Source organism: Paraburkholderia sp. (assembly GCF_036488505.1).
Taxonomy (GTDB): Bacteria; Pseudomonadota; Gammaproteobacteria; order Burkholderiales; family Burkholderiaceae; genus Paraburkholderia.
Genome location: NZ_DASXHN010000145.1, coordinates 1 through 14095 on the forward strand (window position 1 = coordinate 1; position 14095 = coordinate 14095).

13 protein-coding genes and 1 pseudogene are annotated in these 14095 nt (G+C 63.7%); 10 read left to right on the forward strand and 4 right to left on the reverse strand.

Going from position 1 to position 14095, the window contains the following annotated elements; genetic code table 11:
- The 4 genes and pseudogenes from VGH68_RS08340 to serC form a co-directional block, all read left to right on the forward strand.
- Positions 1-209, forward strand: a 209-nt coding sequence (locus tag VGH68_RS08340; RefSeq protein ID WP_331603105.1) for a hypothetical protein, incomplete at its 5' end; no start/stop codon positions are given.
- 172 nt (positions 210-381) lie between these two features.
- A pseudogene (locus tag VGH68_RS08345) lies at positions 382-539 on the forward strand (IS6 family transposase); the annotation flags it as partial.
- A gap of 1171 nt (positions 540-1710) precedes the next feature.
- Positions 1711-2949: a RimK family alpha-L-glutamate ligase gene (locus VGH68_RS08350; protein ID WP_331603106.1), complete on the forward strand. Its 1239-nt coding sequence runs from the start codon at positions 1711-1713 to the stop codon at positions 2947-2949.
- A 28-nt stretch (positions 2950-2977) separates the two neighbouring features.
- Positions 2978-4072, forward strand: coding sequence for a 3-phosphoserine/phosphohydroxythreonine transaminase (gene serC / locus VGH68_RS08355; RefSeq protein ID WP_331603107.1), 1095 nt, complete (start codon positions 2978-2980; stop codon positions 4070-4072).
- A gap of 394 nt (positions 4073-4466) precedes the next feature.
- Here the strand turns inward: serC and VGH68_RS08360 are convergent, their stop codons facing one another.
- The gene (locus VGH68_RS08360; protein WP_331603108.1) at positions 4467-5969 is read right to left on the reverse strand and encodes a PLP-dependent aminotransferase family protein; all 1503 of its coding nucleotides are present in this window, start codon (positions 5967-5969) and stop codon (positions 4467-4469) included.
- Positions 5970-6118: 149 nt separating this feature from the next.
- On the opposite strand from VGH68_RS08360, the gene VGH68_RS08365 reads away from it, so the two are divergent.
- Complete coding sequence (locus tag VGH68_RS08365; protein ID WP_331603109.1) at positions 6119-6844, forward strand: GNAT family protein; 726 nt, start codon at positions 6119-6121, stop codon at positions 6842-6844.
- 263 nt (positions 6845-7107) lie between these two features.
- A complete protein-coding gene (locus tag VGH68_RS08370; RefSeq protein ID WP_331603110.1) occupies positions 7108-7770 on the forward strand; it encodes a VC0807 family protein in 663 nt (220 codons plus the stop codon).
- Positions 7771-7788: 18 nt separating this feature from the next.
- Here the strand turns inward: VGH68_RS08370 and VGH68_RS08375 are convergent, their stop codons facing one another.
- Positions 7789-8655 carry a LysR family transcriptional regulator gene (locus tag VGH68_RS08375; RefSeq protein ID WP_331603111.1) on the reverse strand — a complete coding sequence of 289 codons (867 nt, stop codon included), beginning with the start codon at positions 8653-8655 and terminating at the stop codon, positions 7789-7791.
- A 189-nt stretch (positions 8656-8844) separates the two neighbouring features.
- Here VGH68_RS08375 and VGH68_RS08380 point away from each other — a divergent pair, with 189 nt between their 5' ends.
- From VGH68_RS08380 to VGH68_RS08395, 4 genes are all read left to right on the forward strand, one after another.
- Complete coding sequence (locus tag VGH68_RS08380; protein WP_331603112.1) at positions 8845-9807, forward strand: AEC family transporter; 963 nt, start codon at positions 8845-8847, stop codon at positions 9805-9807.
- A 110-nt stretch (positions 9808-9917) separates the two neighbouring features.
- Entirely contained in the window at positions 9918-10886 is a 969-nt protein-coding gene (locus tag VGH68_RS08385) for a zinc-binding alcohol dehydrogenase family protein (RefSeq protein ID WP_331603113.1), read from the forward strand.
- A 116-nt stretch (positions 10887-11002) separates the two neighbouring features.
- Entirely contained in the window at positions 11003-11590 is a 588-nt protein-coding gene (locus VGH68_RS08390; protein WP_331603114.1) for a DUF4337 domain-containing protein, read from the forward strand.
- Between the two features lie 82 nt (positions 11591-11672).
- On the forward strand, positions 11673-12290 hold the full coding sequence (locus VGH68_RS08395; RefSeq protein ID WP_331603115.1) for a LysE family translocator: 618 nt from the start codon (positions 11673-11675) through the stop codon (positions 12288-12290).
- A 98-nt stretch (positions 12291-12388) separates the two neighbouring features.
- Here VGH68_RS08395 and VGH68_RS08400 read toward each other — a convergent pair whose 3' ends face one another.
- Both VGH68_RS08400 and VGH68_RS08405 read right to left on the reverse strand, forming a co-directional pair.
- Positions 12389-13663 carry an RNA polymerase sigma factor gene (locus VGH68_RS08400; RefSeq protein ID WP_331603116.1) on the reverse strand — a complete coding sequence of 425 codons (1275 nt, stop codon included), beginning with the start codon at positions 13661-13663 and terminating at the stop codon, positions 12389-12391.
- Between the two features lie 10 nt (positions 13664-13673).
- Positions 13674-14084 (reverse strand): VOC family protein, encoded by a 411-nt coding sequence (locus VGH68_RS08405; protein ID WP_331603117.1) that lies wholly within the window; start codon positions 14082-14084, stop codon positions 13674-13676.
- Positions 14085-14095: the final 11 nt, after the last annotated feature.

Sequence of the window (14095 nt, forward strand, 5' to 3'; positions counted from 1 at the left end):
ACAAGACTGTAGTGAAGAGCCGCCCGGTATTCCCGTATCCGGCAACCGTTGCCTATAACGGGGGCGATGTAAACGCAGCGTCGTCGTACATCAAGGCAGATATTCCTGCCGGCGTCAGCGACACGTTCCAATGGCTTGGTCTGTCTTCGTACAAGGCGGGCGCCAACCAGTCGTGCACGGTCACCAATGGCAACGTAAGCTGCATGTGACGTAGAAAAAAGCGCGAGCGCCTGCTGCGTCAGGCGCTCGTTAATATCTCTACGGACGTTTTATCGGATCGATGTTGCGCGATTGCGGTTATTTCGCGCACGCAAAGGTTCTTGCAAAGCGAGGTCGAGAGGGCACTGCAAGTTGCCGGAGACGGAGCGGTAGAGTGAAGCGATGAACAAGACGAAATCGCTTTATCGCGGCCGCCGATTTCCTGCTATCGTCATAAGCTGCGCGGTTCGCTGGTACGTCCGGTTCTGCGCTACATCGAGGAGTTGTTGCTCGAGCGTGGCATCGTGATCAGGTACGAAACGATCCGTAACTGGTGCGAATGCTAAGCGGCAGCCCTCGAGTTAGAAAATCCGGCCCAAACGTCAAAGCTGGCCCATTCATGTCGGAGGGAGCAAAGCGTTAAGGGACGACCCAAGCAACTTTCGCCATTTTGTCGCCTGTGCATCCGAAGAAACCCTTCGCCGTTCCCCTCCGGGAGCAAGAGGCTTTGCGCCGTCGATGCGCGCGGGCGGTCGCCGCAGATCCGGTTCCTGCGGAGGTTGAGCCAAACCACGCCTCTAAACCTAAGCATCCACTGTGGACCAACTACGCACGACAGCACGGGCAGAGGTTCGGCGTGGCGCCGGGCGAAACAAATGGTGGGACGCGCTCATAAGGCCGCGTATTCTGCGGCCGATACCACCGCCTCAACGGCCGTAGCATCTTTGAAAGCTGCCGTTGGCGCGATAGTACCTCGAACGGCGCAAGTGGGTCGATCTGAGCCGGTCATCATCGGGCTGAGTTCGGCCCGGTTTCGGTCGTTCATTCGAGCTCCCGAGCGGGCATTTTAACGTCGGCTCAGCCTTGGCAACGGACTTTTGCGCTCTGAAAATCCCCGACGCGCGGTCGCCCTTCACAACTGTTTGGACCGTACGGGAAGTCCCCCGGAAAGCCGAAGATCCACCGGCTCGTTCAGTATTCGCCGGCCGCACTCCGACCTGCGCGATCCACACCGCGGGGCGCGAGCGATGCTGGAGTTCGAGGATGGAAAACAGTTGCCGCTGACCAGTCGTCGCCTCACAGACCTCTGAACAGAGGGCCAATTGCCTCTTTGTTCCCTCGTTTTGGCTAAGCTTCGGGCCCGTATCATGGGTTGCGCCATAGAATCAATTCAGCTTGCCAGACACGTTGCGGATTACAAGGCTGCTGTTTTTATCGAAGGAAGAGATACATGTCAGTTGCAAATCGACGCGCCAGCTCGGCCAGGTTGTCCCTCGTAGTCAACAAGTCGAGTGCTGCTGCAATTCCCCCGGAGCGTGAAGCAACGACTGGCGAGCCGATGCCACAAGGATGGTTCGACGAAGAGGTCGGTTACATCGGCGAAACACCGGTGGGTGCCCGCATCCCGGCTCACGGTCACCGTGAATGACCTGGATGGGCTTCATTAAAACCAACACCGGCAAACGCATTCTTTCGCGTCCGGGGGTTTCACTCCACTGAAACGTGCCATTCATGAATACTGTTCTAACTCAATTAACGGGTGATGCCGGCCATCCATGGATGCATCAGCCACTCGGACTGGCTACGTTGCTCCGTGCAGCGACCGCTGGAAACGATCTGACGCCGCTGGGCGAAATGCTGCTTGAGCACGTAAAGCGTCATGACGACCCATACGCTCTGCTCGACCTGTCGCTCGTGCTCCAATTGAAATACCAGAAAGAGGCTGCTCTCGCGGTCCAACAGCAAGCGTTTCAAATAACCAGGCGTTATCGGTTAAAGAGTGCCCAGACGACCCAGTCTCCCTTGAAGGTGCTGGTACTCAAGGCTCCGGGCGATCTGATGGCGAACACGCCCTTTGAATGCCTGCTTGAAAACGCCGACCTGCAGATAGAAGTCCTGTATGCCGATGCGCGGCCTCTGGGGGACTCAGACTTGCCCGAGCACGACGTTATTTTCGTGGCGGCATGTGCGTCGGATGAAACCGCCGGTGTTCTTGCCCAAATTACGTTACTGACCAGCGGGACGGCCTGCCGCGTGCTAAACCGGGCCGAACACGTTGCGAAGACAATGCGCGACGCCGCCTATGCTCTGCTGGGCGCTGCCCCTGGTATCTGTATGGCCCACACGGTGCGGTTGTCCCGCGAGCAGGTCAGCGAAGCGGCCTTGGGTGCATTCAATTTATCCGATGTGCTGGACAGAAACTATCCGTTCATCATCCGGCCAATAGGATCGCACGCCGGACAAGGGTTGGCAAAAGTATCCGATAAACAGGAGCTCGGCCGTTACCTGGCTGAGTCGGCTGCGACGGAATACTACATGGCGCCCTTCATCGACTACAGCAGCGCCGACGGCCTGTTTCGCAAATACCGGATCGTGATGATCGAGGGAAAGCCATTCGTGTGCCATATGGGCATCTCGAAAGAATGGATGGTTCACTACCCTTATGCGGAGATGTTGGCCCATCCCGATCGGAGAGAAGAAGAAGCGCGCCTGATGGCGGGCTTTGACACCGAATTTGTGGTGCGTCACCGCGACGCGCTTCACAACGTCGCCGAATTGACCGGTCTCGACTACGTGGGATTCGATTGCGCCGAAACGAGCGATGGGCGCCTGCTCATATTCGAGATCGCGACGGGCATGGTCGTGCACGACATGGACGACCCAAACGTCTTTCCTTACAAGATTCCACAAATTCGGCGGATCGCTGACGCCTTCCATGAAATGTTGCGCCGCGCGGCTGCGCACGCATGATCAATCAACGGCTGCCCTTGGAGGCGTAGTGAAGTCCAATGCACTGAATTTCTCCGGTGGTCCCGGAGCGCTCCCCGAAACGGTGTTGGAGCAGACGCGCGTCGCGATCGACGCTTTGCCGGAAACGGGCATCTCCGTACTCGGCATGAGCCATCGTTCAGACTGGTTCCGTTCGATACTGGACGAAGCCGAATTGAATTTGCGTGCTCTGCTCGGCATTTCCGACGACTACGCCATTACCTTCCAGCAGGGAGGCAGTAGTTTGCAGTTCGCGATGGTACCGATGAATTTTGCCGGGGAAGGGTTCGCGCCGCCCGAATACGTAACGTCGGGCTACTGGAGCGGCCGGGCGACATCGGAGGCGGCCAAGGTGACCAGGAGAAAAGTTGCGTGGGACGGCCACGCGACTGGCTACCGTCAATTGCCCGCTTTCAACGAACTGGACATTTCCAGCTCCGCTGCCTACTTGCACTACGTGTCGAATGAGACCGTGGAAGGTTTGCAATTTCCGGTTTGCGAAGAGGCTACGCAGGTGCCGCTGATTGCGGACATGTCGTCCGATTTTCTGTCGAAGCCGATTCGACCAGACGCATACTCGATGATCTATGCCCATGCCCAGAAGAATCTCGGTCCAGCTGGGGTGACGGTGGCGGTAGTCAAGCGTTCGCTGCTTGACCGTATCCCTGACGGATTGCCGGCAATCCTCGACTTTCGCACCCACGTGACGCATGGTTCCAATTACAACACGCCGCCCGTGTTCGCGATCTATGTGCTGACGTTGATTACGCGCTGGTTGCGCTTCGATATAGGCGGTCTGCACGCGATGAAAAGCATCAATGAAAGAAAGGCGCTGCGGCTGTACGACACGCTAGACGCATTGGAGGGGGGCGTGACGATTCACGCGGATCGTCGCTGGCGTTCGCAGATGAACGTGGCTTTTACATTTGGCGATTCGCGGCTCGACGATGCGTTTATCGAGGCGGCTCGTGAGCGGGGCATCGTTGGACTGGAAGGCCACCGTTCAATTGGCGGTTTGCGGGCGTCTCTTTACAACGCCGTTACAGAGCAGGCCGTGAACATTCTGGCGAGCGCACTAACGGAATTCAGTCTGCAACGGGCTTGAACGGCGATACCCGTTCTTACGTTGACCTGCGGTGTGACTTGAAGGCATAAATGACGGTCGCACCCCCTGAACACTGCCGTTGAGGTAGCGCAGGGTCGAACGGCAGAAGCGGGTCGACAACCGCCCGCCGCTTCCCCCTAACCGCTCATCCGTCGGAACGTTCTCGCGAAGAGCAGCTATTTCGTTCCCCGCCGCATCGGGCGCCTTCCCAGGCGCCCCCTCACCCCAAGGTTTTCGTTCACAAGAAGATTTCGGCACGAATGCCCAGGCCCTGCACGGTCACTGCACTGCCCGATCCGCCGATTTTGATTCCGACGTTCCTGGAGACGTCGCCGACGATCACCCCTCGGGTCCGCACCAACCGCGCAAAGCGACGCATCGCTCCGATCGATAGTCAAGTAACCGTACGGCAAAAGTCACTCATCCCGGCAATGTCCCGCGCCAACTCTGCCAAGAGCTTCACTGCGGGCGCCAACCGTTCCGCCGCCGTATTGCCATACCCGATCACGAGCCCGTTGGTTTGCTGCGACGCGCCCAGCGCAAACCCCGACAGCGCTCGCGGATTGAGCCCCAGCGCCTGCGCGCGCTCGGCGAGCGTCCGGTCGACGATTGTCGATGGCAACAGCAGTGTCAAATGCATCCCGCAATCACCGCCGACGATCCGCGCCTCCGGAAAATGCCGGGACAGCGCATCGCGCAGCGTCTGCTGGCGTTCGCGGTACAGCCGCCGCATGCGCCCCAGGTGCCGCCCGAACTCGCCACTTTCGATGAAATGCGCGAGCGCCACTTGCTCCAGCCGATGACCACCGCGCAGCATCTCTTGCAACGCAACAGCGGTAGACGCGGCGATCGCGCGCGGCAGCACTACAAAGCCGATGCGCAGCGCCGGAAACATCGTTTTGCTGAACGAGCCGACGTACAGCACCGGCGCATCGTCGACGAGCCCCTGCATGCTCGCAATCGGCTCGCCGGTGTGGCGCACTTCGCCGTCGTAATCGTCTTCGATCAACCAAGCGCCACAGCGCCGCGCCTGCGCGATCAGCGCGAGCCGTCGCGCCACCGACAAGACCGCACCGGTCGGATACTGATGCGCGGGCGACGTATAAACCAGCCTCGGTGGATGCGTGCGCCACGCGTCGTCCGGCACGGCGATGCCCTCGGTGTCGACCGGCACCGCCAGCGTGCGCAGATCGCCCGCGTTGAACGCGGCCTTCGCGCCGCGATAGCCGGGATCCTCGACCCATGCGATATCGCCCGGATTCGTGAACAGCCGCACGCACAGGTTTAGCGCCTCCTGCGCGCCCTCGGTGATCACCACCTGCGAGCCGTCGCAGCGCACGCCGCGCGCCATCCGCAGATGCGCGGCGATCGCGTCGCGCAATGCAGGCTCGCCGGCCGGCGTGCCATAGCCGAGCGCCTGCGGCCACGCACGCTGCATCGCCCGTTCGAGCGCGCGCCGCCACGCGGCGAGCGGAAAGCGGTCGAGCGCGGGCGTGCCGGGAGTCAGCGCGTAGGCGTTGTCGACGGTGGCCTGCGCCGCGGCGAACTGGCCGACGCGCGCCGCGTACACGATTTCGGTCGCGGCGCACGCCGCCGCCGGCTCGCCGCGCGCCGCCGGGCTCGATAGCGGACTCACGCGCGTACCCTGGCGATCGGCGATCACATAACCGACCGCGGCCAGATGCTCGTAAGCGATCACGACCGTGTTGCGCGACACGCCCATCTCCGCCGCGAGCAGCCGCGACGACGGCAGCAGCGAGCCCGCGGGCAAACGGCCCGCGAGAATCGCCTGCTGCAGGCGCTCGAGCAACTGCTTTTGCAGTGGCGCGGGCCGCGCGGCGCCGTTTGCTGCGGCGGCGTCGTCCGCATGGACGAGGGCCCCGATGATTTCGATCATATTTTCTGGACCTATCGATCAGGCTTGTCGTGGCTCTTTGGAACATACCACGCTTGCCGTATCGTTCTGCCATCGACAACCGTCGGCATCCCGCCGCATCGGCCTGTATCAACCGACTGCGCTAAAGCGTATGACACTGGAGAACAGACATGGAACAAAGACGTAACGTGTATGGCCAGCCGATCGGCGCGCCCGTGCCTGACTGGCGGGGTGCCAAAGCGCCCGGCCGCGAGCCGCTGGCGGGCCGTTATTGCCGGATCGAGCCGGTCGACGTCGAGCGCCACGCGGCGGATCTGTTCGACGCGTATGGCTCGGCCGCCGACGACCGCGACTGGACCTATCTCGCGGTCGGCCCGTTCGATAGTGCTGGCGCGTATCGCGAGCACCTGACGCGCATGGCCGCGTCGAAGGACCCGCTGCACTACGCGGTGATCGACCTCGCGACCGGCAAGCCGGTCGGCACGCTCGCGCTGATGCGCATCGATCCGGCGAACGGCGTGATCGAAGTCGGTCACGTCACGTATTCGCCGCGTCTGAAGCGCACGCGCATCGCGACCGATGCGATGTTCCTGCTGATGAGCGAGGTATTCGACAAACTCGGTTATCGGCGTTTCGAATGGAAATGCGATTCGCTGAACGAGCCGTCGCGCAACGCGGCGTTGCGTTACGGCTTTACGTTCGAGGGCATCTTCCGCCAGGCGATCGTGTATCGCGAGCGCAATCGCGATACCGCCTGGTTTTCAATCATCGACGGCGAATGGCCGGCGCTGCGCGAGTGCTATACGCAGTGGCTCGACGCGGGCAATTTCGATGCGCACGGGCAGCAGGTGGAAAAGCTGGCGGAATTGATCGCGCGGCGCAGGGCGGTGGCATAAAACGACGTATTCGCTGCAATGCGCGGGGCACCGATATCCCCGATGCGGCGCGCTCACGCTGACATCGCGTAGCGCCGGCGGCTCGCGCCCGAGGCGCGCGCAATCCCGCCAGCAAGTCGCTGCGCGCCGCCAACCATCGCATGCGAACAACGCTTCGCCTACACTGGCCAAACACGTTGGCACGAGCGCGCCGGCACCACCTGCGCCCCGTTGACAGCCCGTGCGGCACAGTTCTTTTTGCCACCTTCGCCATCGCGCTGCCGATGAGATCCCGTCTGCGCTACCTCAGTGCGTTGCTCATCAATGTCGCGCTGCCGTGGCTCGTCTACCGGCTCACGTTTGCGCACTGGGGACAGTCCGGCGCGCTCGCCGCGTCGGCGCTGCCGCTGATCGCCTGGATGAGTTGGGATCTACTGCGCTATTGCCATTTCGACGCGCTCAGCGCGCTCGTGCTTACCGGCATCGTGCTTTCGCTCGTGGCTCGGTCTATCGGCGGCAGCACGCATTTGCAATCGATCGACGATCCGATGGTCTCCGGCCTGATCGGCATCTCGTTCCTCGTGTCGCTCGCGTTGCACAGGCCATGGGTGTTTTATCTGGCACGCTCGACGATGTCGCGCGAGGATCATCGCAGCGCCGAAAGTTTCGAGCGGCATTGGCGAGAACGCCCGACGCTTGCCGCGTATGTCCGGCTGATGACGCTCGTGTGGGGCTTGGGCATGATTGCCGAGAACATCCTGCGCTGCGCGATCGTCTGGCACTGGCCGGACCAACCGCGAGCGCTGCTCGCGTCCACGCTGTTGCGCTATGGCGTATATGCGGTTCTCACGTTATGGACATTCTGGATTCGCAGACTTATCAAGCGAGACGCGCTGCGTTATCCCGATGACGATGCAGTCGTCGCGGGTTCATCTGTCAGCCTTTGAATGGCGCTGTGGTTGTTGTCACGCCAACTCCAAAAACCTCTTCAAACAGGGATTCCGGTTCGCCGGCGACCACGCCAACACCTGCTGGATCAGCGGCGCATCCACTAGCGGCCGGAACACCACGCCCGCAAGCTGCGCCTTGCGCATCGACGAAGGCACCAGCGCGACGCCCACGCCTTCATCGACGAGACTCAGTACCGTCTGCTGCAATTGCACCTCGAAACGGATGTCGGGCTCGAAGCCGCCCACGCGGCAATGCTCGATGATCGTCGCGCGCAGGCTCGGCGCGACTTGCTCCGATGCGAGCACGAACGGCTCGCCGGCCAACTGCGCGATTTTCAGCCGGCGCGCCCGAGCGCGCGGATGGCCGCGCGATAGCGCGACACACAACGGCTCGCTCAGCACCGTGCGCGTCGCGAGCGCCTTGTCGGTCACGGCCGGGAACATGATCGCCGCGTCGATGTGCCCGGCGAGCAGTTGTTCGGTCAGATCGTTCGATACGACCTCGCGCAGTTTCAGTTCCACCTCCGGATAGACGGCACCGAAGGCCCGCGCATAGCCGGGCACGACGCTGTACGCGGAGCACATCGTGAAGCCGATCGCGAGCTTGCCTGCGTCGCCGTGCGCGGCGGCCCGCGCGTTACTCACCGCCTGTTCGACCGCCGCGAGGATCGCCTTCGCATCCGCGTAGAAACGTTCGCCGGCCGCGGTCAGCGTGACGCTGCGTGGGCTACGCTCGATCAGCGTGACGCCCAGGTTCGCCTCGAGCGCGGCGAGCTGCCGGCTCAACGGCGGCTGCGACAGATTGAGCCGCGCGGCCGCCCGGCCAAAGTGACGCGTCTCGGCCAGCGTCACGAAGTAGCGCAGCGGTTTGACATCGATCACGGCGCCTCCAGGAAGCAACGATGCAAAAAAGGTATTGTTGAAGCCTCCAAACAGTATTGGATTGTATCAACCCAATTCACTACGCTGGCGGCTCGGCCGTTTCGCCGCGTTCCGGCTCCTTCAGCAGCCGCTTTCGCAAGCTTTGCGCACACTGCTTTTTCGCCCGCCGCTTTCACACCGCTCGCACCGATGTTAGCCACCCTCGAAATCCTGCTTCCCGTTTTCGGCCTTATTTTCGCGGGCTTCGCGTGCCGTCGGCGGGGCGTGCTCGGACCGAATGCCGCGTCCGAACTCAATCGTTTCGTGGTGTGGCTCGCACTGCCAGCGCTGTTGTTCGACACGACGGCGCACGCGACCTGGCATCAGCTCTATCAGCCGGCGTTCGTCGCGACGTTTTCGATCGCATGCGCGGCCGTCTTCGCGCTGATCCTCGCGTGGCGCCTGTTCAACGGCCGGCATCTCGCCGATGCAAGCGTTGACGCGATCGCCGCGTCGTATCCGAACACCGGCTACATCGGCTTTCCGCTGGGCGTAATTGCGTTCGGTCAGGCGAGCCTGACGCCGACGACGATCGCGACGATTCTCGTCGCGTGCGTGCTGTTCGCGCTCGCGATCGTGCTGATCGAAATCGGCCTGCAAACCGAGCGCAGCCCGCACAAGCTCGTCTTCAAGGTGCTGCGCTCGCTCGCGCGCAATCCGCTGATCGTGTCGCCGCTCGCGGGCGCGGCTGTCGCGAGTCTGCACGTCACGTTGCCCGCCAGCGCGGAAACGTTCCTGAAGCTGCTGGCCGGCGCCGCCAGTCCGTGCGCGCTCGTGAGCCTCGGCTTGTTCCTTGCGGAAAAGCGGCCCACCGAAGCCGGAACCAACGGCGTGCGCAGCGCGGGCGGTATCTCGCTGCTGCTGACCGGCGTCAAGCTGGTCGTGCAGCCGGCGCTGGCCTGGTGGCTCGCCGCGCGCGTTTTCGGCCTCGCGCCGGCGCTGGTCGAAATGGCGGTCGTGCTCGCCGCACTGCCGACCGGCACCGGTCCTTTCATGCTCGCCGAGTTCTATGAGCGCGAGGCGCACATCACGTCGCGCACGATATTGCTGTCGACGGTCGGTTCGGTGCTCACGTTATCGCTGCTGCTGATGGTGATGGGGCATCACCGGTAGGCTCCCTGAACCCGCGACCCGTCGCCCACGATCCGCTGACGCTTTCTCGCCGGTCATCTAGACTTAGCGCTATCCGCATACGACGCGGTCCACCCACGGAGCGACCCACGATGAAAGCAATCCAGTTCAAATCTTTCGGCAGCCCCGACGTGCTGGAATACGTCGACCTGCCGACGCCGCAAGCCGACGCGGAGCATGCGGTCGTCCGCGTGAAGGCGGCCTCCGTCAATCCGAGCGACGTCAAAAACGTCTCTGGCCATTTCGCGCACACGGTGCTGCCGCGCACGCCGGGCCGCGATTTCAGCGGCGTCGTCACCGCCGGTCCGCAAGCATGGCTCGGCGCCGAAGTGTGGGGCACCGGCGGCGACATCGGTTTCACGCGCGACGGCACGCATGCCGAATACATCCAGCTGCCGCTCGGCGCGCTGTCGCGCAAGCCCGCCGCACTGAGTCACGCCGCGGCATCGGCGATCGGCGTGAACTTCGTGGTCGCATGGCTGGGCACCGTCGACTATGCGCAATTGCGCGCGGGCGAAACGATTGCGGTGCTCGGCGCGGGCGGCGGTGTCGGCGGCGCGGTCGTGCAGATCGCCAAAGCGCGCGGCGCGCGCGTGATCGCGGTGGACCGCCGCCCGCTGGATCCGGCGACGCCAGCAGCGCGTCTGATCGACGACTACGTGCCGTTCGACGAACACGCGAGCGAACGCCTGCGCGAGCTGACCGGCGGTGCGGGCGCAGAAGTCGTCTACGACACGGTGGGCGGCGTCGCATTCGAGACCGCGTTGAGTGTCGCGAAACGGCGCGGCCGCGTGCTCGAAATCAGCGGCACCGGCAAACGCCGCGTCGAGTTCGATCTGATCGACTTCTATCACAACGAAACGCAACTGCTCGGCGTCGACAGCGCGAAGCTCGGCGTGGCGGACTCGGCGCCGCTGATGACCGCGCTCGTCGAAGGCTTCGACAACGGCAAGCTGAGCGCGCCGGCGATAGCGCAGGAGTTTGCGCTGGCTCGTGCGCGTGAGGCCTACGACGCGGTGGCGGCTGGCACGCGCGGACGCGTCGTGATTCGCATCGACTAGCCTCGCGCAATCACGCATCCCGCGATCTGCCGCCGCATGCGGCACGTTAAGATTGAGGCCGCCGGGGCTCCCGCCGCGCCCGGTGACGACAAGAAAGCATCGCCTCGGAGAATCTGATGTCTGAAGAATATGAAGTGCACGGTCTGCACGATCATGCGGTCGAACACGCCGGTCACGCCGCGCATCACGACGCGGATCCGTTCGCGAGCCGCATGGCTGTGATGACGGCGATCCTCGCGACGATCGGCGCGCTGTGCGCGTACCAGAGCGGCAATAGCGAAAACCTCGCGCTGTTCTACAAGAACGAAGCGGCGATCAAGAAGACCGAAGCGGCGAACCAGTGGGCCTACTATCAGGCGAAGGGCGAAAAGCAAAACCTCGCCGAACTCGGCGCGGCGCTGGCGCCGCCCAATAGCGATGCGCACGCGAAATTCGCCGCCGACGTCGAAAAATACACGCACGAGAAAGAGCCGATCCGCGCAAACGCCGAAGCGATCGAGAAGGACGTAGTCGCCGCCGATACGCGCAGCGAAGCGCTGCTGCACGGCCATCATCGCTGGGCGCAAGCGACGCTGCTGATTCAGGTGGCGATTGCGCTGTGCGCGATCACGCTGCTCACGCGCAAGAACTGGATGCGCAATCTGGCATACGTCGTCGCGGCGGGTGGTGTGCTGACCGCGGGCGCGGCGTTTTTCGGACTATGAACGCGGGGCTGTCGCGCGATCGTCGCTTTCGCTGCATTCGCCGTTATCCCGGCGCTTCCCGTTTCAAGCCAAGGAGTGTGTTGTGATCGATGGCTCCGCCGTTCTCGGCGTGTTCTCCGTGTATATCGCGGGCGTGGTGAGCCCGGGCCCGAACTTCGTCGCAGTCGCGCACAAGGCGGCGTCCGCGACGCGCATCGAAGCGCTCGCGATGGTCGCCGGCATCGTGCTCGTCAATCTGTTCTGGGCGAGCTGCGCGATTCTCGGCGTCGGCATTGTGTTCGCCGCCTTTCCGTGGCTCGCGCTCGTGGTCAGAATCGTGGGCGCGTGCTATCTGCTGTGGTTCGGCGGCCGGTTGATCTTCAACGCGTCAGCGGCGCGGCAGGTGGTCCTTGCTAAAGCGCCGTCGGGCGGATTTCGCCAGGCGTTCGCGCAGGGCTTCGCGACCAATATCGCGAATCCCAAATCGATGGCGTTTTTCGCGGCGGTGTTCTCATCGGCGGCGCCCGCGCACGTGAGCACCGGCACGTTCGCGGCGATGCTCGGCATGGTGTTCGTCGTCGCGAGCAGCTGGTACGGGTTCGTTGCGCTGACGCTGTCGCATGCGCGGATCGCGTCCGCGTATCGGCGCGGCAAGGCGTGGATCGATCGGGTGTGCGGCGGATTGATCATCGCGCTGGGGGTGCGGCAGTTGATTCGCTAACGCGCTGCTCGTGGCGCCGCTTGTTGCGCTGCTCGCTACGACACACAGGTCGCACGCCTTTGTTGATACGCTCGGCGCGGCCGACGCCGACCCAACGCTCAATGCGCGAGCCCCCGGGCGCGCTCCAGCAACAACACCCGCTCGCGCGTATTGCGCGTCATCGCCGCGGCGCGCTCGAACTCGACGCGCGCTTCATCGATGCGTCCGAGCTTGACCAGCAGATCGCCACGCACGCTCGGTAGCCAGTGATAAGTCGCGAGCGCCGCATCGGCGGCAAGCGCATCGACGATCTCCAGAGCCGCGGCGGGCCCGAACGCCATTCCGACCGCGACCGCGCGGTTCAACTCGACCACCGGCGACGGTGCGACTTGCGCGAGCGCATCGTATAGCGCGACGATCTGCGCCCAGTCGGTATCTTCTGCGCGATGGGCGCGCGCATGACACGCGGCGAGCGCCGCTTGCAGCGCGTAGGGACCGCTCGCGCCACCGAGCGCATGCGCGCTCTCCAGTGCGGCCAGTCCACGGCGAATCAGCAGCGGATCCCAGCGGCTGCGATCCTGATCGAGCAATAGGACGGGGCGCCCTCGAGCGTCGATGCGCGCGTGCGTGCGCGACGCCTGAATCTCCATCAGCGCGACCAGACCGAGCACTTCGCTTTCGCCGGGCGCGAGTCCGGCCAGCACGCGCCCGAGCCGCAGCGCTTCCTCGCACAGCGCGGGGCGCATCCAGTCGTCGCCGGCCGTCGCCGAATAGCCTTCGTTGAAAATCAGATAGATCACCTGCAACACCGACGCGAGGCGCGGCGCGCGCGCGTCCGCCTGCGGCACTTCGAACGGCACGCGCGCCGCCGACAGCGTGCGCTTCGCGCGCACGATCCGCTGCGCGATGGTCGACTCGGGCACGAGAAACGCGCGCGCGATTTCATCGGTGGCCAGCCCGCCTAGCAGACGCAGCGTCAGCGCGACGCGCGCATCGGTCGACAGCACCGGATGGCATGCGGTGAAAATCAGCCGCAGCAGGTCGTCGCCGATGTCGTCGGCACGCGCGGCATCGAGGGCATCGACGAAATCCGGCACCACGTGCGCTTCGATCGCATCGAGATCGTGCCCAAGCTGCTCGCGCTTGCGCGCATGCAGCGCTTCCTGGCGCAGGCGGTCGAGCGCGCGGTTTTTCGCGGTCGTCATCAGCCATGCTCCGGGGTTGTCGGGGACGCCGGCCTCGGGCCAATGCTCGAGCGCGGCCACCAGCGCGTCTTGCGCGAGCTCTTCCGCGAGCCCGACGTCACGCACGATTCGCGCGACGTGAGCGATGACCTTCGCGGATTCGATCCGCCAGACAGCCGCGATCGCACGATGGGTGGCCTCGGTCGTCATGCGCTGGACCTTAGCTGGCGACGGGCTGCGCGTTCGGGTCCATGTACGCGAGCTCCCAGATATGGCCGTCGAGATCCTCGAACGCGTGCCCGTACATAAAGCCGTGGTCCTGCGGCGGGCGCGGCGCGGCACCCCCGGCGGCGAGTGCCTTCGCGACCAGCGAGTCCACTTCCTCGCGGCTCTCGCACGACAGACACACGAGCACTTCGGTGCTCTCTTTCGCATCGGCGAGCGGCTTCGGCGTGAAACCCTTGAACATGTCCTTGACGAGCAGCATCGCGTAGATGTTTTCGCCGAGGATCAGAGACACCGCCTGGTCGTTGCTAAAGCGCGGCTCGACACTGAAGCCGAGCGCGGTAAAAAAGGCCTTCGAGCGTTCGACGTTATCGACCGCGAGGTTCACGTAGATCTGTTTGTGCATGATGGCACCCG

Bases quoted from the DNA above. Each gene is read 5' to 3' on its own strand.
- VGH68_RS08350 (WP_331603106.1), top strand. From the start codon at position 1,711: ATGAATACTGTTCTAACTCAATTAACGGGTGATGCCGGCCATCCATGG.
- VGH68_RS08360 (WP_331603108.1), bottom strand. From the start codon at position 5,969: ATGATCGAAATCATCGGGGCCCTCGTCCATGCGGACGACGCCGCCGCA.
- VGH68_RS08365 (WP_331603109.1), top strand. From the start codon at position 6,119: ATGGAACAAAGACGTAACGTGTATGGCCAGCCGATCGGCGCGCCCGTG.
- VGH68_RS08370 (WP_331603110.1), top strand. From the start codon at position 7,108: ATGAGATCCCGTCTGCGCTACCTCAGTGCGTTGCTCATCAATGTCGCG.
- VGH68_RS08380 (WP_331603112.1), top strand. From the start codon at position 8,845: ATGTTAGCCACCCTCGAAATCCTGCTTCCCGTTTTCGGCCTTATTTTC.
- VGH68_RS08385 (WP_331603113.1), top strand. From the start codon at position 9,918: ATGAAAGCAATCCAGTTCAAATCTTTCGGCAGCCCCGACGTGCTGGAA.
- VGH68_RS08390 (WP_331603114.1), top strand. From the start codon at position 11,003: ATGTCTGAAGAATATGAAGTGCACGGTCTGCACGATCATGCGGTCGAA.
- VGH68_RS08400 (WP_331603116.1), bottom strand. From the start codon at position 13,663: ATGACGACCGAGGCCACCCATCGTGCGATCGCGGCTGTCTGGCGGATC.
- VGH68_RS08405 (WP_331603117.1), bottom strand. From the start codon at position 14,084: ATGCACAAACAGATCTACGTGAACCTCGCGGTCGATAACGTCGAACGC.